The organism is Streptomyces sp. NPDC032161, assembly GCF_040636995.1.
Taxonomy (GTDB): domain Bacteria; phylum Actinomycetota; class Actinomycetes; order Streptomycetales; family Streptomycetaceae; genus Streptomyces.
Window position 1 is genome coordinate 24072 of record NZ_JBEZVN010000030.1, and the last position, 13929, is coordinate 38000.

At 72.4% G+C, this 13929-nt stretch carries 12 protein-coding genes; 2 read left to right on the top strand and 10 right to left on the bottom strand.

Annotated features, from left to right (window positions below; genetic code table 11):
* Positions 1 to 49 precede the first annotated feature (49 nt).
* On the top strand, positions 50 to 652 hold the full coding sequence (locus AB0E67_RS29760; protein ID WP_362032395.1) for a Uma2 family endonuclease: 603 nt from the start codon (positions 50 to 52) through the stop codon (positions 650 to 652).
* 19 nt (positions 653 to 671) lie between these two features.
* Here the strand turns inward: AB0E67_RS29760 and AB0E67_RS29765 are convergent, their stop codons facing one another.
* A complete protein-coding gene (locus tag AB0E67_RS29765; RefSeq protein WP_362032285.1) occupies positions 672 to 1046 on the bottom strand; it encodes a VOC family protein in 375 nt (124 codons plus the stop codon).
* Positions 1043 to 1891, bottom strand: coding sequence for a trans-aconitate 2-methyltransferase (locus tag AB0E67_RS29770; protein WP_362032287.1), 849 nt, complete (start codon positions 1889 to 1891; stop codon positions 1043 to 1045). Before AB0E67_RS29770 ends, AB0E67_RS29765 begins: the two co-directional genes overlap by 4 nt.
* A gap of 103 nt (positions 1892 to 1994) precedes the next feature.
* Between AB0E67_RS29770 and AB0E67_RS29775 the strand changes: the two genes are divergently transcribed.
* Positions 1995 to 2492 (top strand): MarR family transcriptional regulator, encoded by a 498-nt coding sequence (locus tag AB0E67_RS29775; protein WP_362032290.1) that lies wholly within the window; start codon positions 1995 to 1997, stop codon positions 2490 to 2492.
* Here AB0E67_RS29775 and AB0E67_RS29780 read toward each other — a convergent pair.
* The 8 genes from AB0E67_RS29780 to AB0E67_RS29815 form a co-directional block, all read right to left on the bottom strand.
* Positions 2451 to 3293, bottom strand: a complete 843-nt coding sequence (locus tag AB0E67_RS29780) for a response regulator transcription factor (protein ID WP_362032293.1) — start codon at positions 3291 to 3293, stop codon at positions 2451 to 2453. The genes AB0E67_RS29775 and AB0E67_RS29780 overlap by 42 nt on opposite strands.
* Before the next feature lie 394 nt (positions 3294 to 3687).
* Complete coding sequence (gene galK / locus AB0E67_RS29785) at positions 3688 to 4932, bottom strand: galactokinase (protein WP_362032296.1); 1245 nt, start codon at positions 4930 to 4932, stop codon at positions 3688 to 3690.
* Positions 4929 to 5909, bottom strand: coding sequence for a UDP-glucose 4-epimerase GalE (galE, locus tag AB0E67_RS29790; RefSeq protein ID WP_362032299.1), 981 nt, complete (start codon positions 5907 to 5909; stop codon positions 4929 to 4931). Before galE ends, galK begins: the two co-directional genes overlap by 4 nt.
* Positions 5906 to 6949 (bottom strand): galactose-1-phosphate uridylyltransferase, encoded by a 1044-nt coding sequence (gene galT, locus AB0E67_RS29795; RefSeq protein WP_362032302.1) that lies wholly within the window; start codon positions 6947 to 6949, stop codon positions 5906 to 5908. The genes galE and galT overlap by 4 nt, the downstream gene beginning before the upstream one ends.
* Positions 6950 to 7367: 418 nt before the next feature.
* A complete protein-coding gene (locus AB0E67_RS29800; RefSeq protein WP_362032305.1) occupies positions 7368 to 8063 on the bottom strand; it encodes a LuxR C-terminal-related transcriptional regulator in 696 nt (231 codons plus the stop codon).
* 313 nt (positions 8064 to 8376) lie between these two features.
* Complete coding sequence (locus tag AB0E67_RS29805) at positions 8377 to 10320, bottom strand: PQQ-binding-like beta-propeller repeat protein (RefSeq protein WP_362032308.1); 1944 nt, start codon at positions 10318 to 10320, stop codon at positions 8377 to 8379.
* Between the two features lie 140 nt (positions 10321 to 10460).
* Entirely contained in the window at positions 10461 to 12308 is a 1848-nt protein-coding gene (locus AB0E67_RS29810; RefSeq protein WP_362032311.1) for a PQQ-binding-like beta-propeller repeat protein, read from the bottom strand.
* A 338-nt stretch (positions 12309 to 12646) separates the two neighbouring features.
* Complete coding sequence (locus AB0E67_RS29815) at positions 12647 to 13702, bottom strand: hypothetical protein (RefSeq protein ID WP_362032313.1); 1056 nt, start codon at positions 13700 to 13702, stop codon at positions 12647 to 12649.
* Positions 13703 to 13929: the final 227 nt, after the last annotated feature.

Here is a 13929-nt window from a genome sequence, read left to right on the forward strand (position 1 = left end):
GCCCGTACCGTGGTTCGTAGGGCCGAGAATCCCGTCCATGGGAGGAACCATGACCGCCGAGTCGTTCACCGGACACAGCAGCCGCTGGCCGGTGCCGCCCCAGGACGGATACACGGTGGACGACCTGTTCGCCTTGCCCGATCTCCCGCCGCACACCGAGTTGATCGACGGGAGCCTGGTTTTCGTAAGTCCGCAGCGGGATTTCCACAGCACGATGATCGACCTGCTGGTGCACGGACTGAGGACCGACGCACCGCCCACGATCAAGATCCGCCGTGAGATGACGGTGGTCCTCGACGCGCGCAACGCCCCCGAGCCCGACGTCTCCGTCGTGCGCAAGGACGCCCTCACGGGTTTCGAGCAGACCCGTTTCCAAGCAGCCGACGTCCTGCTCGCCGTCGAGGTGGTCTCGCCCGATTCCGAGGCGCGCGACCGTGACACCAAGCCGCAGAAGTACGCGGCGGCCGGTATCCCGAACTTCTGGCTGGTCGACATGGCGGGCACCGACCACCACCCGGTGGTGCGGGTCTACGAGCTGGATCCGGTGTCCAAGGCGTACGCGCTGACGGGGATCCACCACGACCGGCTGAAGACGCATGTCCCGTTCCCGATCGACATCGACATCACGCCGGAGGCGCTGAAGGAGCTGTGACGCTCCCGTCGCCTCCCGTTCATCGCCCGGCGGGTGCCGTCGGCTCCAGGAACTCCAGCCGGTTGCCCACCGGATCGTGGCTGAAGAAGCGCCGGTGGCCGGGCAGCTCGTCGTCCCAGCTCACCTCCGCGCCGTACGCCTTCAGCCGGGCCGCGTACGCCTCGATGTCCGTGACGCACAGGCCGGGGTGGGCCTTCCTCGCCGGGCGGAAGTCCTGTTCGACGCCGATGTGGAGCTGGACCGGGCCTGCCTGGAACCAGCAGCCGCCGCGGGCGGCGAGGGCCGGGGGCTTGGGGATCTCGGTCATGCCGAGGGCGTCCGCGTAGTACGCGCGCAGCGTGTCCTCGGATCCTGCCGGGGCGGCCAGCTGGACATGGTCGAGGGCGGCGATCATCTCTTCTCCTCGGGGGTCGCGGGGCGGCGGTCGGTCCGGGTCCTGTTCCGGGTCTTTTTGTGGGCCACGGCGAAGATGCGGCGGAACGGGAGAACCGTGCCGTGCGGGCCCGCCGGATAGGCGGTGCGCAGCAGATCGCGGTAGGCGGTGAGGAACTCCTCACGGGCCTCGGGGTCGTCGGCGAGGGCGGTGAGGACGGGGCGCAGGCCGGTGCCCTTCACCCAGTCGAGCACCGGATCCTCGCCGGGCAGCAGGTGCAGGTAGGTGGTCTCCCAGACGTCGGCCGTGACGCCGGGGACGGTCAGGGCGTCGAGGTAGGCGGCGGGGGTGAGCACCGCGTCGGTGTGGCGCAGTACGCCGCCGAGGCGGTCGCTCCAGCGCGGGGAGCCGGCGAGTTCCCGCATCAGGACGTGGGTGGGCTGGTCGAAGTTGCCGGGCACCTGGAGGGCGAGCGTGCCGCCGGGGGTGAGGGCGTCCAGCCAGACGGGGAAGCGGGCGGCGTGGCCGGGGACCCACTGGAGCAGGGCGTTGGAGACGATCAGGTCGTACGGCTCGGCGGGGGTCCAGGTCGCGACGTCGGCCTGGGTGAAGTCCAGGAGGGGTCCGGCGTGGGTCCGGGCCCGTTCCAGCATCTGCGGGGAGTTGTCGTAGCCGGTGATGCGGGCCCCGGGCCAGCGGTCGGCGAGGAGGACGGTGACGTTCCCTGCGCCGCAGCCGAGGTCCGCGACGCGGGGTGCGGGAGCGGCCGGCGGGTCGGGGACACGGGCCAGGAGGTCGTGAAAGGGGCGGGTGCGGTGATCGGCGTGGCGCAGGTACTGCTGCGGATCCCAGACGGGTGCGGTCATGGGGCCAGCATCGTGCCAGATTTAGCTCGATGTCAAGATACTTGAATTCGAGACACTTGAGTTCAAGAGACTTCACGTCGACAGATCCTCTACACTGAGCGGCATGGAGGACGAGGTCGACCGACTGGTCGCTGCATGGCGCCGCGAGCGCCCCGACCTCGACGTGGAACCGCTTGAGGTACTGAGCCGCGTCTCCCGACTGGCCCGTCATCTGGACCGGGCCCGCCGCATCGCGTTCTCCGAGCACGACCTGGAGCCGTGGGAGTTCGACGTGCTGACGTCACTGCGCCGCGCGGGCGCCCCCTATCAGCTCTCCCCCGGCCAGTTGCTGACGCAGACCCTGGTCACCTCGGGCACGATGACCAACCGCATCGACCGGCTGGCCAAGAAGAACCTCGTGGAACGGCTGCCGGACCCGAACGACCGCCGGGGCGTGCTCGTCCGGCTCACCGCCGAGGGGCGCGACAAGGCGGATCAGTCGCTGGCCGGGCTGCTCGCCCAGGAACGCGCCATCCTCGCCAGGCTCTCCACCCGCGAGCGCGCCGAACTCGCCGCGCTGCTACGCCAGTTGACCGCCCCGTTCGACAACGTTCCCGGATAGGACGTTCCCGGGCAGGGCGTTCCCGGTGAGGGCGGGGTCGGCCGGTTCCAGATCGACCGGGCCGATGCCCGCCCGGCGCGCCAGCGCGACCGCGGCCAGGGTGGAGTGCACGCCCAGCTTCCCCAGGACGTTCTGCATGTGGGTGCGCACCGTGTGCGGCGAGAGGAAGAGGCGCTCCGCGACCGCCTTGCGGCCCAGTCCCGCCACCATGCAGCGCAGCACCTCGCGCTCGCGCGGGGTCAGCGACTCGACGAGCCGCTCGCTCTCGGTGCGGTGTCTGCGGGCCGCGGTCAGTTCCCGCAGGACGCCGGTGAGCAGGGCCGGGGGCAGGTGCGTCTCGTCGCGCAGCACCCCTCGTACGACCGTGAGCAGCCGCTGCAGCGAGCAGTCCTTGGCGACCCAGCCGGAGGCCCCCGCCTGGAGCGCCAGGGCGGCCCGGTGCGGGTCGTCCTTCTCGGCGAGCACCACCATGCGCACCGACGGCCGGGCGGAGTGGACGTCCGCGACCAGCGTGATCCCGTCCACCGGCGCGGTCTCCCCGGCGCGCGGCGCCGGTACGGGCGCGGGTGCGCGGCGCCCGCCCACCGCCGTCAGGGCGCCCAGTTCGGCGTCGATCAGCATCACGTCGTAGCCGCGCCCCTCGGCGGCCGCCCGCTCCAGACAGCGCAGCGCCGCCGGGCCGCTGCCCGCCGCCGACACCTCCACGTCGGGCTCGGCCGCCAGCGCCGCCGCCAGTGATTCGGCGAAAATACGGTGGTCGTCCACCACGAGAACCCGGATACGGGCCACAGGCACCCCCATGCTGCCTCTGTTGCCGGGCCACCCCCGGCCCGCCGAAGGAACGCAACGACGCGGGTACGGCCGCCCGGACCGGGGAGTTGGACCGCAGTCCCACGGCCGCCGCCGTGTTGTCGACTGCCACCCGCCCCGGGCGCCGTACCCGACTGTCTCGTACCCCTGAATCGGCACCGGCCCCCACCGGTGCTGTGCATCAGAGTACGGCGGGGGGACCGGCACCGAGGGCGATTCCCAGAACTGACCGGCACCGGTCGGTCGGTGGCCGATGCCGGTCGGTCCGTGGGCGGTGCCGGTTCCTCCGCGGGCGGTTCGTGGCCCGTACATGACGGTTCGTGGTCCGCACTCGGCGTTCGGACCGTGCGGGGCGGTTCGTGGTCCGTACGCGGACGGGGTGGGCTCAGACGAGGCGGCGGGCGCCCGCGGAGGGCACCGCCGGGAAGATCCTCGGCTCCGTGTGTCCCGCCGCGGCGAACGCCGCCGTCACGGACTCGGCGATCGTGTCCGCCGACGCCTCGTCCGCCAGGACGATCGCCGAGCCGCCGAAGCCACCGCCGGTCATCCGCGCGCCGTGGGCCCCGGCCGCGCCCGCCGCCGACACCACCAGGTCCAGCTCCGGGCAGGAGACCCGCAGATCGTCGCGGAGCGAGGCGTGCCCCGCGTCGAGGACCGGGCCCGTCGCGCGCACGTCGCCCGCGTCGAGCAGTGCGATGACCTGCTCCACACGGTGGTTGTCGCTCACCACATGGCGCACGCAGCGCACCACCGACTCGTCCACGCCCGCCCCGGCCAGGGCCTCCAGGGCCGCTCCGAGACCCTCGTGGGGCAGCTCGCGCAGGGTGCGCAGGCCGAGCGCGGCGGCCCCCGCCTCGCAGGCGGCCCGCCGCTCGGCGTACGCGCCGTCGCCCAGCGCGTGCTTGACCCGGGTGTCGACGACCAGCAGCCGCAGCCCGTGCGCGGCCAGGTCGAAGGGGACCTGGCGCTGGGTGAGGTCGCGGGTGTCGAGGTACAGGGCGTGGCCGTCGGTGCAGCAGGCGGAGGCCATCTGGTCCATGATCCCGCACGGCACGCCGACGAAGTCGTTCTCGGCGCGCTGCCCGAGGACCGCCAGCTCGGGTGCGGAGAGCCCGAGCCCGAAGAGGTCGTTCAGGGCGAACGCGGTGACGACCTCCAGGGCGGCGGAGGAGGAGAGACCCGCGCCGGTGGGCACGGTGGAGGTGAGGTGGATGTCCGCCCCGGTGACCGGGTGGCCGGCCTCGCGCAGCGCCCAGACCACTCCGGCCGGGTACGCGGCCCAGCCGTGCCCCTGGTGCGGGGCCAGTTCGTCGACCCGGAGGCTCACGACCCCGTCCGGCACGTCGGCCGAATGGAGCCGCAGTTCGCCGTCGGTGCGGCGGGCGACCGCGGCGCGCGCGGTGTGCGGCAGGGCGAGCGGCATGACGAAGCCGTCGTTGAAGTCGGTGTACTCGCCGATCAGGTTGACCCGGCCGGGCGCCGCCCAGATCCCCTCCGGCGCCCGCCCGTACAACTCGGTGAAGGCCGCGGCCGGGTCGGTCTCCTCCGTGGGGACGGGGGCGGGGGCGGGAGCGGTGCCGGCGGTGGCGGTCGGCTCGTCGGGCGCGGTCAGGGGGTGCTGCGCGGTCATGGCGCGGTGGGTTCCTCTCGGCGGGCGAACGTCCAGGCGTCGGCGACGATCCCGGCCAGGTCGGCGCGCGACGGCGTCCAGCCGAGCCGTTCCCTGGCGGTGGTGGCGGAGGCGACCAGCACGGCGGGGTCGCCGGCCCGGCGCGGACCCGCGGTCTCGGGCACGGGGTGGCCGGTGACCTCGCGGACGGTCTCGATGACCTCGCGCACGGAGAAGCCGTTGCCGTTGCCGAGGTTGCAGATCAGGTGCTCGCCCGGAGTGGCCGCGTCCAGGGCCAGCAGGTGGGCCTCGGCGAGGTCGGCGACGTGGATGTAGTCGCGGACGCAGGTGCCGTCGGGGGTCGGGTAGTCGTCACCGTACACGGCGATGGACTCCCGCTGCCCGAGGGCGACTTGGAGGACGAGCGGGATGAGGTGCGTCTCGGGGCTGTGCCGCTCGCCGCAACCGCCGTACGCCCCCGCCACGTTGAAGTAGCGCAGGGAGACCGCCGCCAGTCCGTGCGCGGCCGCCTCGCCGCTGATCATGTGGTCGACGGCGAGCTTGGTGGCGCCGTAGGGGTTGGTGGGGGCGGTGGCGTCGGACTCGGTGATGGGAGTGGTGGCCGGTTCGCCGTAGGTCGCGGCCGTGGAGGAGAAGACCAGGGTCCGCACCCCGGCGTCCCGCATCGCGGCGAGCAGCGCGACGGAACCCCCGACGTTGTTCACCCAGTACTTCTCCGGGTTGGTGACGGACTCGCCGACCTGCGAGAAGGCGGCGAAGTGCAGCACCCCGTCGTAGGAGGGATCCAGCCACTTCGCGGCGTCCTGGATCCGGCCCTCGATGAACTCGGCCCCGTCCGGGACGCCCTCCCGGAACCCGGTGGACAGGTCGTCGAGAACGGTGACCGCGTGACCGGCCTCCAGCAGATGCTGGGCGACCACGCTGCCGACATATCCCGCACCGCCCGTGACCAGGTACTTCTTCTGGGGCTTGCTCACTCGCTCGCTACCTCTCGCAGTCGCTGGGCCGCGGCCTCCGGCGGCACATCGTTGATGAACACGTTCATGCCGGATTCGGAACCCGCGAGGAACTTCAGCTTGCCGGAGGTACGTCGGATGGTGAAAAGCTCCAGATGCAGCCCGAAGTCCTCCCTGCCGGGTGCCTCGAACGGGGCCTGGTGCCAGGCCGAGATGTACGGGGTCGGCGGCTCGCCGGGGCCGAAGATCCGGTCGAACCGACGCAGGAGTTCCAGATAGATCCGCGGGAACTCGGCACGCGCGGCGTCGTCCAGCTCCCGCAGGTCGGGGACGCGGCGGCGGGGGTAGAGGTGCACCTCGTACGGCCAGTGGGCCGCGTACGGCACGAAGGCGATCCAGTGTTCGCCGGGGATGACGACCCGCGAGCCGTCGGCCTCCTCGCGGTCCACCACGTCGTCGAAGAGGTTGCGGCCGGTCGTGGCGCGGTGGGTGGCCGCCGAGCGGAGCATCAGCTCGGTGCGGGGGGTGACGAACGGGTACCCGTAGATCTGCCCGTGCGGATGGCCGAGCGTGACACCGATCTCGGCGCCCCGGTTCTCGAAGCAGAACACCTGCCGGACCTGGGGAAGCCGGGCGAGCTCGGCGGTGCGGTCGGTCCAGGCCGCCAGGACCAGGGCGGCCTGGTCCTCGGTGAGGTCGGCGAACGACGCGTCGTGGTCGGAGGTGAAGCAGACGACCTCGCAGCGGCCGGAGTCACCGGCGAGCGAGGGGAAGCGGTTCTCGAAGACGGCGACCTCGTAGTCCGCCTCGGGGATCTCGCTGCGTCGGCCGTCCCGCGAGGGGCAGAGCGGGCACTCGTCGGCCGGCGGGAGGTAGATGCGGCCCTGCCGGTGCGAGGCGATGGCGACGCTGTCGCCGAGGAGCGGGTCCCGGCGGATCTCGGACGAGGTCGACACGGCGCCGAGGGGCCGCTGGTCGACGGCGTCGCGCACGACGTCGTCGCCGCTGTCGTAGTAGAGCAGCTCCCGGCCGTCGGCGAGCGTCGTAACCGTCTTCTTCACCAGACTCCTCCAAACACAATCAAACATAATGAATCACAAGTCAACATGGCCGTCAACGGCGGCATCTGAGGTGCGGTGCCGGGGGCGGGTGTGGGCGGAGGAAGTGAAGGGGTGCCGCGCGGGCGGGGTGCGCGGCCGGGGTGGAGTGCGTACGAACGCGCCTCAGCGGGTTACGGGCCCGGCCCTCGGCACGGGAACGAGAACGGGGAGGAGAGGACTGGCAGCGGGGCCGGGGCGGAGCCCGGGATCAGGCCCGGGGACGATACCGGGGACGGCGGCGCCGAGGACGGGAAGGGGCCGACAGCGGGCCCGGGGCCGGGAAGGGCTGTGGGCCGAGTCCGCGAACGGCCGCGGGCGTGGACCGGGAACGGCTCCGCGGCCTGGACCCGGGCCCGGACCGGGAACGGGCCCGGGAGCGTCAGTCGGCTTCCGGCCGTCCCTGCCTCGGGACCGTGGCGGCCCGGTCCAGCAGCCCCGTGCGGGCCGCGAGCGCCGCGGCCTCCAGCCGGGAGCCGACGCCCAGCTTCATCAGCACCCGCTGCACATGCGTGCGCGCGGTGCTGGACGCGATGCGCATCCCCTCCGCGATCAGCCGGGTGTCCTCGCCCTCGGCGACCCGCACCAGCACCTCGATCTCGCGCGGGGTGAGCATCCGGAGCAGCCGCTGCCCCTCGTCGTCCGGTGCGGCGGCCGGGTCGAGCAGCTCGGCGAAGGCGCATTGCAGCAGTTGCGGCGCCACCGCGGCCTCCCCGGCCCGCGCTTTGGTCATCGCGCGCTCGACGCCCTCCATGCGCTCGTCGTGACGGACGTATCCCGCGGCGCCCGCCGCGAACGCCGCCGCGATCCCGCGCGGGCTGGGCACCGGGCCGAGCACCACCACGGCCACCTGCGGGCGTTCCCGCCGGATGCGTACGACCGGGTCGAAGACTCCGGGTTCGGCGGGTGCCGCGGTGCCGAACAGGCAGACCTCGGGCACCCGGCTGATCACCAGTTCCGCCGCCCCCGCAATCGGCGCGACCGCCGCGAGCACCCGGTGGCCCCTCAGTTTCAACGCCGAGGCGAGCGCCTCGGCGAGCAGTCGGTGATCGTCGATCACCATGAGCCGCACACCCATCGAGCACACCCCCGTAGCACTGGCGCCAGACCCCCCGGCCCACCATGACCCGGCAAGGTACACGCTCGTCCGGCACCGCGGACGCCTTATCGGCCAAAGGACGCGGATGACCGATCCCGTTCCCCCGACGACCAGTTGACGCCTCGTCATGTCCAACGGGCGCTGCTACAATCGCCCGCCGCCGAGGCCGGGCGGCGGCAGTGCCGATGACACGCGGCGGCACGGGCCCCGGAACGCGTACGGGGGTGGTGTCCGACGGACGGACACCACCCCCGCGAACCGCGCCCGGCGGTTACGGCCTCACCCGCGGTCGTTACTTCCGGCTGAAACCGACGAACAGGCGCCGGTCCGTGTCCAGGGAGCCGTGCGGCTTGCTCACGAGAGTGCCGGACAGGTACAGGTGCCCGTCCTCGTAGAGGATCTCGGAGTAGTCCGGCGTGAAGCTGCTCTCCACGTCACGGATGGCCTTGTCGCTCGGGTTCTCCATCAGCAGCGTCTGCTTGAACGTTCCGCCGTCGATGGAGACGATCTGGCCGCCCTTGTCGTACGGGGGCAGCTTGTACGCGATGATGTTGCCGCCGTCCATGCGGAGCGGGTACATCGTGTACCGGTCGCCCGCGTCGGCCCGGTCGCCGGTCGGCTTGCCGGTGGTGAGGTCGAACGAGACGATCTCGTTGGTGTCGCCGTACTCGCTGGTGCCCTCGTGGTCCTCGGTCGGCACGTAGATGCGGTTGTTGCCGACGGCCACCTTGCCGCAGGACTCGACCTCGGTGGAGCCGCAGCGCGCGGCGTACTTGTCGCCGTCGACCGCGATCCTGGTAAGCAGCTTGCCGGTGGAGGCGTCGATCGAGAAGAAGTCCGAGATACCGCTGCCGTCCCCGGCGGTGTCGCCGACGTCGGCCGCGACGACCAGCGGCTTGGTGGAGACGATGCTCGCGTAGTCGACGCCGGGCGGCATCTTGAACGAGGAGATCGGGGCGCCGGTGGTCGGGTTCAGCGCCTGGACGACGAGCTGCGGATCGTCGTACCCGCCGCAGCTGCGGACCACCGCCAGCGCCTCGCCGCCGCCGTACCCGCGGTCGAAGCAGCCGTCGGCGCTCGCCTTCGGCTTCCAGCGCTCGGCGCCGGTGTTCAGGTCGAAGGCGGCGCCGCCCTCCAGGCCGCCCGCGGCGGCCGTGGTGCCGCTGACCGTGACCTCCGCGAACCTGACCGCGGCGTCACCGCTGGTCTCGGCGGTCACCGACTTGCTCCACATGAGCTTGCCGGTCTTCAGGTCGAGCCCGCCTATCTGGTTGCACGGCGGGTACTTCTTGCCCTTGGTCGGCCTGCCCTCCTCGAAGACGACGGCCGTCTTGTAGTCCGCGGACATGTGCCGGGAGGCGGCGCAGAGCTGGCCCGCCAGCGGGATGGACCACAGCTTGGTGCCCTTGACCCGGTCGTAGCCGACGATCTCGTTCAGACCGGTCTTCACGTACGCCTTGTCGGTCAGCCAGGAGCCGTCGAGCTTGGTGACGTCGGTGACCTTGGGCATCGGTGCCTGGAAGGCGACCCCGGCCTTGGGGTCCGTCGGCGCCTTCTCCTTGCCGCCGCCTCCGAGGGTGCCGCCCGTGCCGTCCTCCTTGCCGCCGGTGCCGCCGCTGGACCGGGACGTCTGGTCCTTCTTGTCGTCGTCACCGCCGCTGGAGCCGTACCAGATACCGGCGACGACGATCAGCACCACGGCGACCGACGCGGCGACGATGATCCGCATCTGGGTGCTGAACTTCTTGCGCCCGCCCCCGTCGCCGTTCGGCTGCGGCGGGTGCTGCATGGGAGTGGTCGGGTAGCCGTAGCCCTGCTGCGGCGGCCGGCCGGGCGGGAAACCGTAGCCCTGCTGCGGGGGCTGACCGGGCGGCAGCCCCTGCGGGTAGCCGTAACCGGGCTGAGGCGCGCCGCCCTGCGGGTAGCCGTATCCCGGCTGGGCGGGCTGGCCGGCCGGGTAGCCGTAACCGGGGCCCGGCTGCTGCTGCGGGCTCTGCGGGGCACCGAAGCCACCGCCCTGCGGCCCGCCCGCGGGCGGAACGGCGTCGGCGGGCTGCGCGGCGTCGGCGGGCGGCGGCGTCGGGGCGCCGAAACCGCCCTGCGGCGGGTCCTGGGGTGCACCGAAGCCACCCTGCGGGGGATCCTGCGGTGCGCCGAAACCGCCCTGCGGCGGGTTCTGCGGGGCGCCGGTTCCGCCCTGGGGCGGTTCGTTGGGTGGCTGGGGCGGCTGCGTCATGACGTACGTACCTCGGGGGGAAGGGAGTCGTTGGGGTCGGGGCCGACGGGGACGGACGCTCCGGTCGCCGCGTCGGCCGGTCGTGATCGGCGAGGGCTTCCGGAGCGTCGGAGGTCGGCCCCGAAAGCCCTCGCGGACCGTCAGTTGCCGAAGGCCATCATGGTCTTCGTCTCCAGCTCTTCCTTGTCGTTGCTCGCGCTGACCCGGCCGCTCGCGACGAAACACCGGCCGTCCGCGTAGACGACCTTCGAGTTGTAGAAGCTGCTCTCGATCCTGGACGTCGACGCGGGGTGGCTCAGCAGCATCTTCGGCGTGCCGCCGCTCGGGGCGAGGGTGGCGATGCCGCCGCCCTTGCTGTAACCGGCCTCCACGTAGAGCAGCACGTCACCGCCCTCCATGCGCAGCGGCTTGATCACGCGCTCGGCCGGGGCGGCGGCCTTCCACTTGGTCTTGCCGGTGTTCAGGTCGAACGCCACGACCTTGTTCGTACGGCCGAGGCCGGAGTCCGGCGCGGTCGCCATGTAGAAGGTGTTGGCGTCGGCGGCGACACCGGTGCAGCCGTCCAGGGACTTGCCGAAGATGGCGAACGCGCTGCCGCAGTCCGGCGCGAACTTGTCGCCCTTGTCACTGGTGAGGCCGGTGCGGAGCGTCCCGTTCTCCCTGAGGGCGAGGATGCTCCACTCCTTGTCCTTCTTCAGGGAGACGACCAGCGGGCTCACCGAGAAGACCCGGTCGACCTCCCACCCGCGCTTGGGCTGGTACGTCCACCGGGGCTTCCCGCTGACCGGGTCGATCTCCTGGATCTGGTGCTGCGGGTTGTCGACGTCGCCGGTGCGGCAGTTGGAGGCGGCGATCAGCTTCGGGCCTCCGGCGAAGGCGAACGGCTGGCAGTTGCCCGGCTGCTTGCCGAACAGTTCCGTGCCGTCGCTGACCCGGTAGGCGTTGGAGTTGCCGGTACGGCCGACGGTGACCGTGTCCCCGCTGATGGCGAGCGAGATGTCCGACATCAGGTCCCAGATGCCGTTCTTCTTGATCGACTTCTTCCAGCCGGCCTTGCCGGTCTTCAGGTCGATCATTTGGAGGTCCGAGCAGTCCGCCTTGCTGGTGGTCCCGTTCTTGACCCCGACGACTATCTTGCCGTCGGTGGTGGTCTGCGCCGGCGCCGCGCACAGGTCGGCGGGCAGGTCCACCTTCCACTTCGGCTTGCCGTCGGTCACGGAGTAGCCGGATATGCCGCGGTACATGCCCTTGACGACGGTGTCGCCGACGACCCAGGGGCCGTAGACGTCCGAGCCGTTGCGCGGCAGGTCGATGTCGTTCTTCAGCAGCCAGAGGACCTTCGCCTCGCCCGGCTTGCGCCCGGCGTTGAGGTCCTCGTCGACGACGCGTCCGTCACCGCTGCCGTCACCCTGGTCGACGGACGGCGACGCGCTCGGTCCGCCGTCGTCGCTCTTCTCCGCGACGGGCTTCTTGTCGTCGCCGTCCCCGCTCGTGGCGACGTAGACGCCACCGCCGATCAGCAGGAGCGCGGCGGCCGCGGCGCCGACGATCAGCGCGGGCTTCCGCTTGGACGCGCCGCCCCCGCCCTGGCCGCCGGGGACCGGCGCGCCGGGGAACTGCTGCTGCGGGTAGCCGGGGCCGGGCTGCACCGGCTGGCCGTACGGGCCCGGCTGCACCGGCTGGTTGTAGGGGCCGGGCTGCGTCGGCTGGTTGTACGGGCCGGGCTGCTGGCCGTAGGGCCCCGGCTGCTGGTTGTACGGGCCCGGCTGCTGGGGATAGCCGTGACCGGGGGCGCCGGGCGCCTGACCGGGTGCCTGCGGGTAGCCGTATCCGGGCTGCGTGGGCGGCGGGGTCTGCGGAGCCGGTGGGGTCTGCGGGGACGGTGGGGTCTGCGGCGGCCCCTGCGGCGGCAGCGGGCTCCCGGGCGGCGGCTCCTGCGGTGCGCCGAAGCCTCCCTGCGGCGGTTGCTGGTCGGGCGGCTGGCTCATCAGCACGTCCCCCTTCGTGCGGTCCGGTGCCCGTTCCGGTCTCCCCCGCGATTCCGAGGAGCACAGAGAGTCCGACAAGACTCCCCGAACTCCACGAAAAGGAGCGAATCGGGCATGGTTCCCGCGGTGTTACGACAGTCGAGCGGGGCTTCTTTGTACCACCCGCAACACCCGGCCCACCGGGTCGGTCCACCCCCTGTTCCCAAGGGAGAACCGCCCCGTGATGCCCTTGTTACGCCCCCGACCGCGGGCCGGTCACGCCTCGGACCTCGGGCCGGGCAGGTCCCCCGCCTCGGGCCGGGCGGTCACCCGTCCCGCGCCGCGCGGGTGCGTGACCGTCAATTCCCGAAAGCCGCAATGGACTTCATCGACATCTCGGCCTCGTCGTCGATGCCACTGATCCTCGCGTGCACGAGGAAGCTGCGTCCGCTCTGCCGCTTGTACTTCTTGTGCCAGCCGGCCTCGCCGGTCGTGAGGTCGACCATCTGGAGCGAGTCGCAGAACGCCTTGTCGCCGTTGCCGGACTCGACCCCGAGGACGATCTTGCCGTCGGCGGTGGCCTGCGCGGGCGCCGCGCACATCCTGGACGGCAGGTCGAGGCTCCACTTGCGGCTGCCGTCGGTGACGGAATAGCCGGAGACCGTGCGGTACATGGCCTTGACGATCGTGTCGCCGACGATCCAGGGACCGTGCACGTCGTAGCCGTTGCGCGGCAGGTCGACGCCGCCCTCCTGGAGCCACAGCACCTTGGCCTCACCGGGCTTGCGCCGGGCGTTGAGTTCCGCGACCTTCGCGCGCAGGTCGTGGCCGCCGTCCCCGGTGTCCCCGTTCTTGCCGCCGTTCGCGCCGCCGTCCTCGGCGGGCGGGGAGGCGGTCCCGGGACCGTCGGTCGGCTTCGCCACGGGTCCCGCGCCGCCGCCGTCGCCGCTCGTGGCGATCCAGACGCCGGCCCCGGCCAGCAACGCCACCGCGAGCACGCCCCCGACGACCGCCCCGCGCCTGCCCCGGAGGAACCCGCCACCGCCGGACTCCGGCTGCGGCTGGGGTTGGGGTTGGGGTCGCTGTGGTGCCGGATGGCCGTAGCCGGGCTGTGACGAGTACGCGTACGGGCCGGGGGCGTACGGGCCCGGCTGCGCGGGCGGCGCGCCGTACGGACCGGGTTGCGCGGGGGCCGCACCGTAAGAGCCCGGCTGCTCGGGCGGCGGGCCGTACGCCCCCGGCCCGTACGGGCCCGTGGCCCGGGCCTGGTCCGGCGGCGGTACGGAGCCGGGCGGTACTGGGCCGGGGCCGAAACCGGCGGGTGGCGGCGAGGACGGCGTGTCCGGCGCCGACGGCGGGTCGTACGGAGCCCCGAAGCCTCCCCGCGGCGGTTGCTGGCCGGGCGGCTGGGTCATCAGCACGTCCCGCTTCGTGCGGATCGGACCGGCGGCTGAAGCCGTACCGGGCAAGGCTTCTTTCTACCACCCGTCCCACGAGCCCCGGCCGGACCACCAGCCACAACGGTCACACCAGCCGCGCCGGACCCACTGGTTCCGCCGGTCGCATCAGTCCCGCCGTACAGATCACGCACGCCGTACTTGTGACGACGTACGCGGCGTGCGAGACGCACGCCGTACACGTC

Bases quoted from the DNA above. Each gene is read 5' to 3' on its own strand.
- AB0E67_RS29760 (WP_362032395.1), top strand. From the start codon at position 50: ATGACCGCCGAGTCGTTCACCGGACACAGCAGCCGCTGGCCGGTGCCG.
- AB0E67_RS29765 (WP_362032285.1), bottom strand. From the start codon at position 1,046: ATGATCGCCGCCCTCGACCATGTCCAGCTGGCCGCCCCGGCAGGATCC.
- AB0E67_RS29770 (WP_362032287.1), bottom strand. From the start codon at position 1,891: ATGACCGCACCCGTCTGGGATCCGCAGCAGTACCTGCGCCACGCCGAT.
- AB0E67_RS29775 (WP_362032290.1), top strand. From the start codon at position 1,995: ATGGAGGACGAGGTCGACCGACTGGTCGCTGCATGGCGCCGCGAGCGC.
- AB0E67_RS29780 (WP_362032293.1), bottom strand. From the start codon at position 3,293: ATGGGGGTGCCTGTGGCCCGTATCCGGGTTCTCGTGGTGGACGACCAC.
- galK (WP_362032296.1), bottom strand. From the start codon at position 4,932: ATGACCGCGCAGCACCCCCTGACCGCGCCCGACGAGCCGACCGCCACC.
- AB0E67_RS29800 (WP_362032305.1), bottom strand. From the start codon at position 8,063: ATGGGTGTGCGGCTCATGGTGATCGACGATCACCGACTGCTCGCCGAG.
- AB0E67_RS29805 (WP_362032308.1), bottom strand. From the start codon at position 10,320: ATGACGCAGCCGCCCCAGCCACCCAACGAACCGCCCCAGGGCGGAACC.
- AB0E67_RS29810 (WP_362032311.1), bottom strand. From the start codon at position 12,308: ATGAGCCAGCCGCCCGACCAGCAACCGCCGCAGGGAGGCTTCGGCGCA.
- AB0E67_RS29815 (WP_362032313.1), bottom strand. From the start codon at position 13,702: ATGACCCAGCCGCCCGGCCAGCAACCGCCGCGGGGAGGCTTCGGGGCT.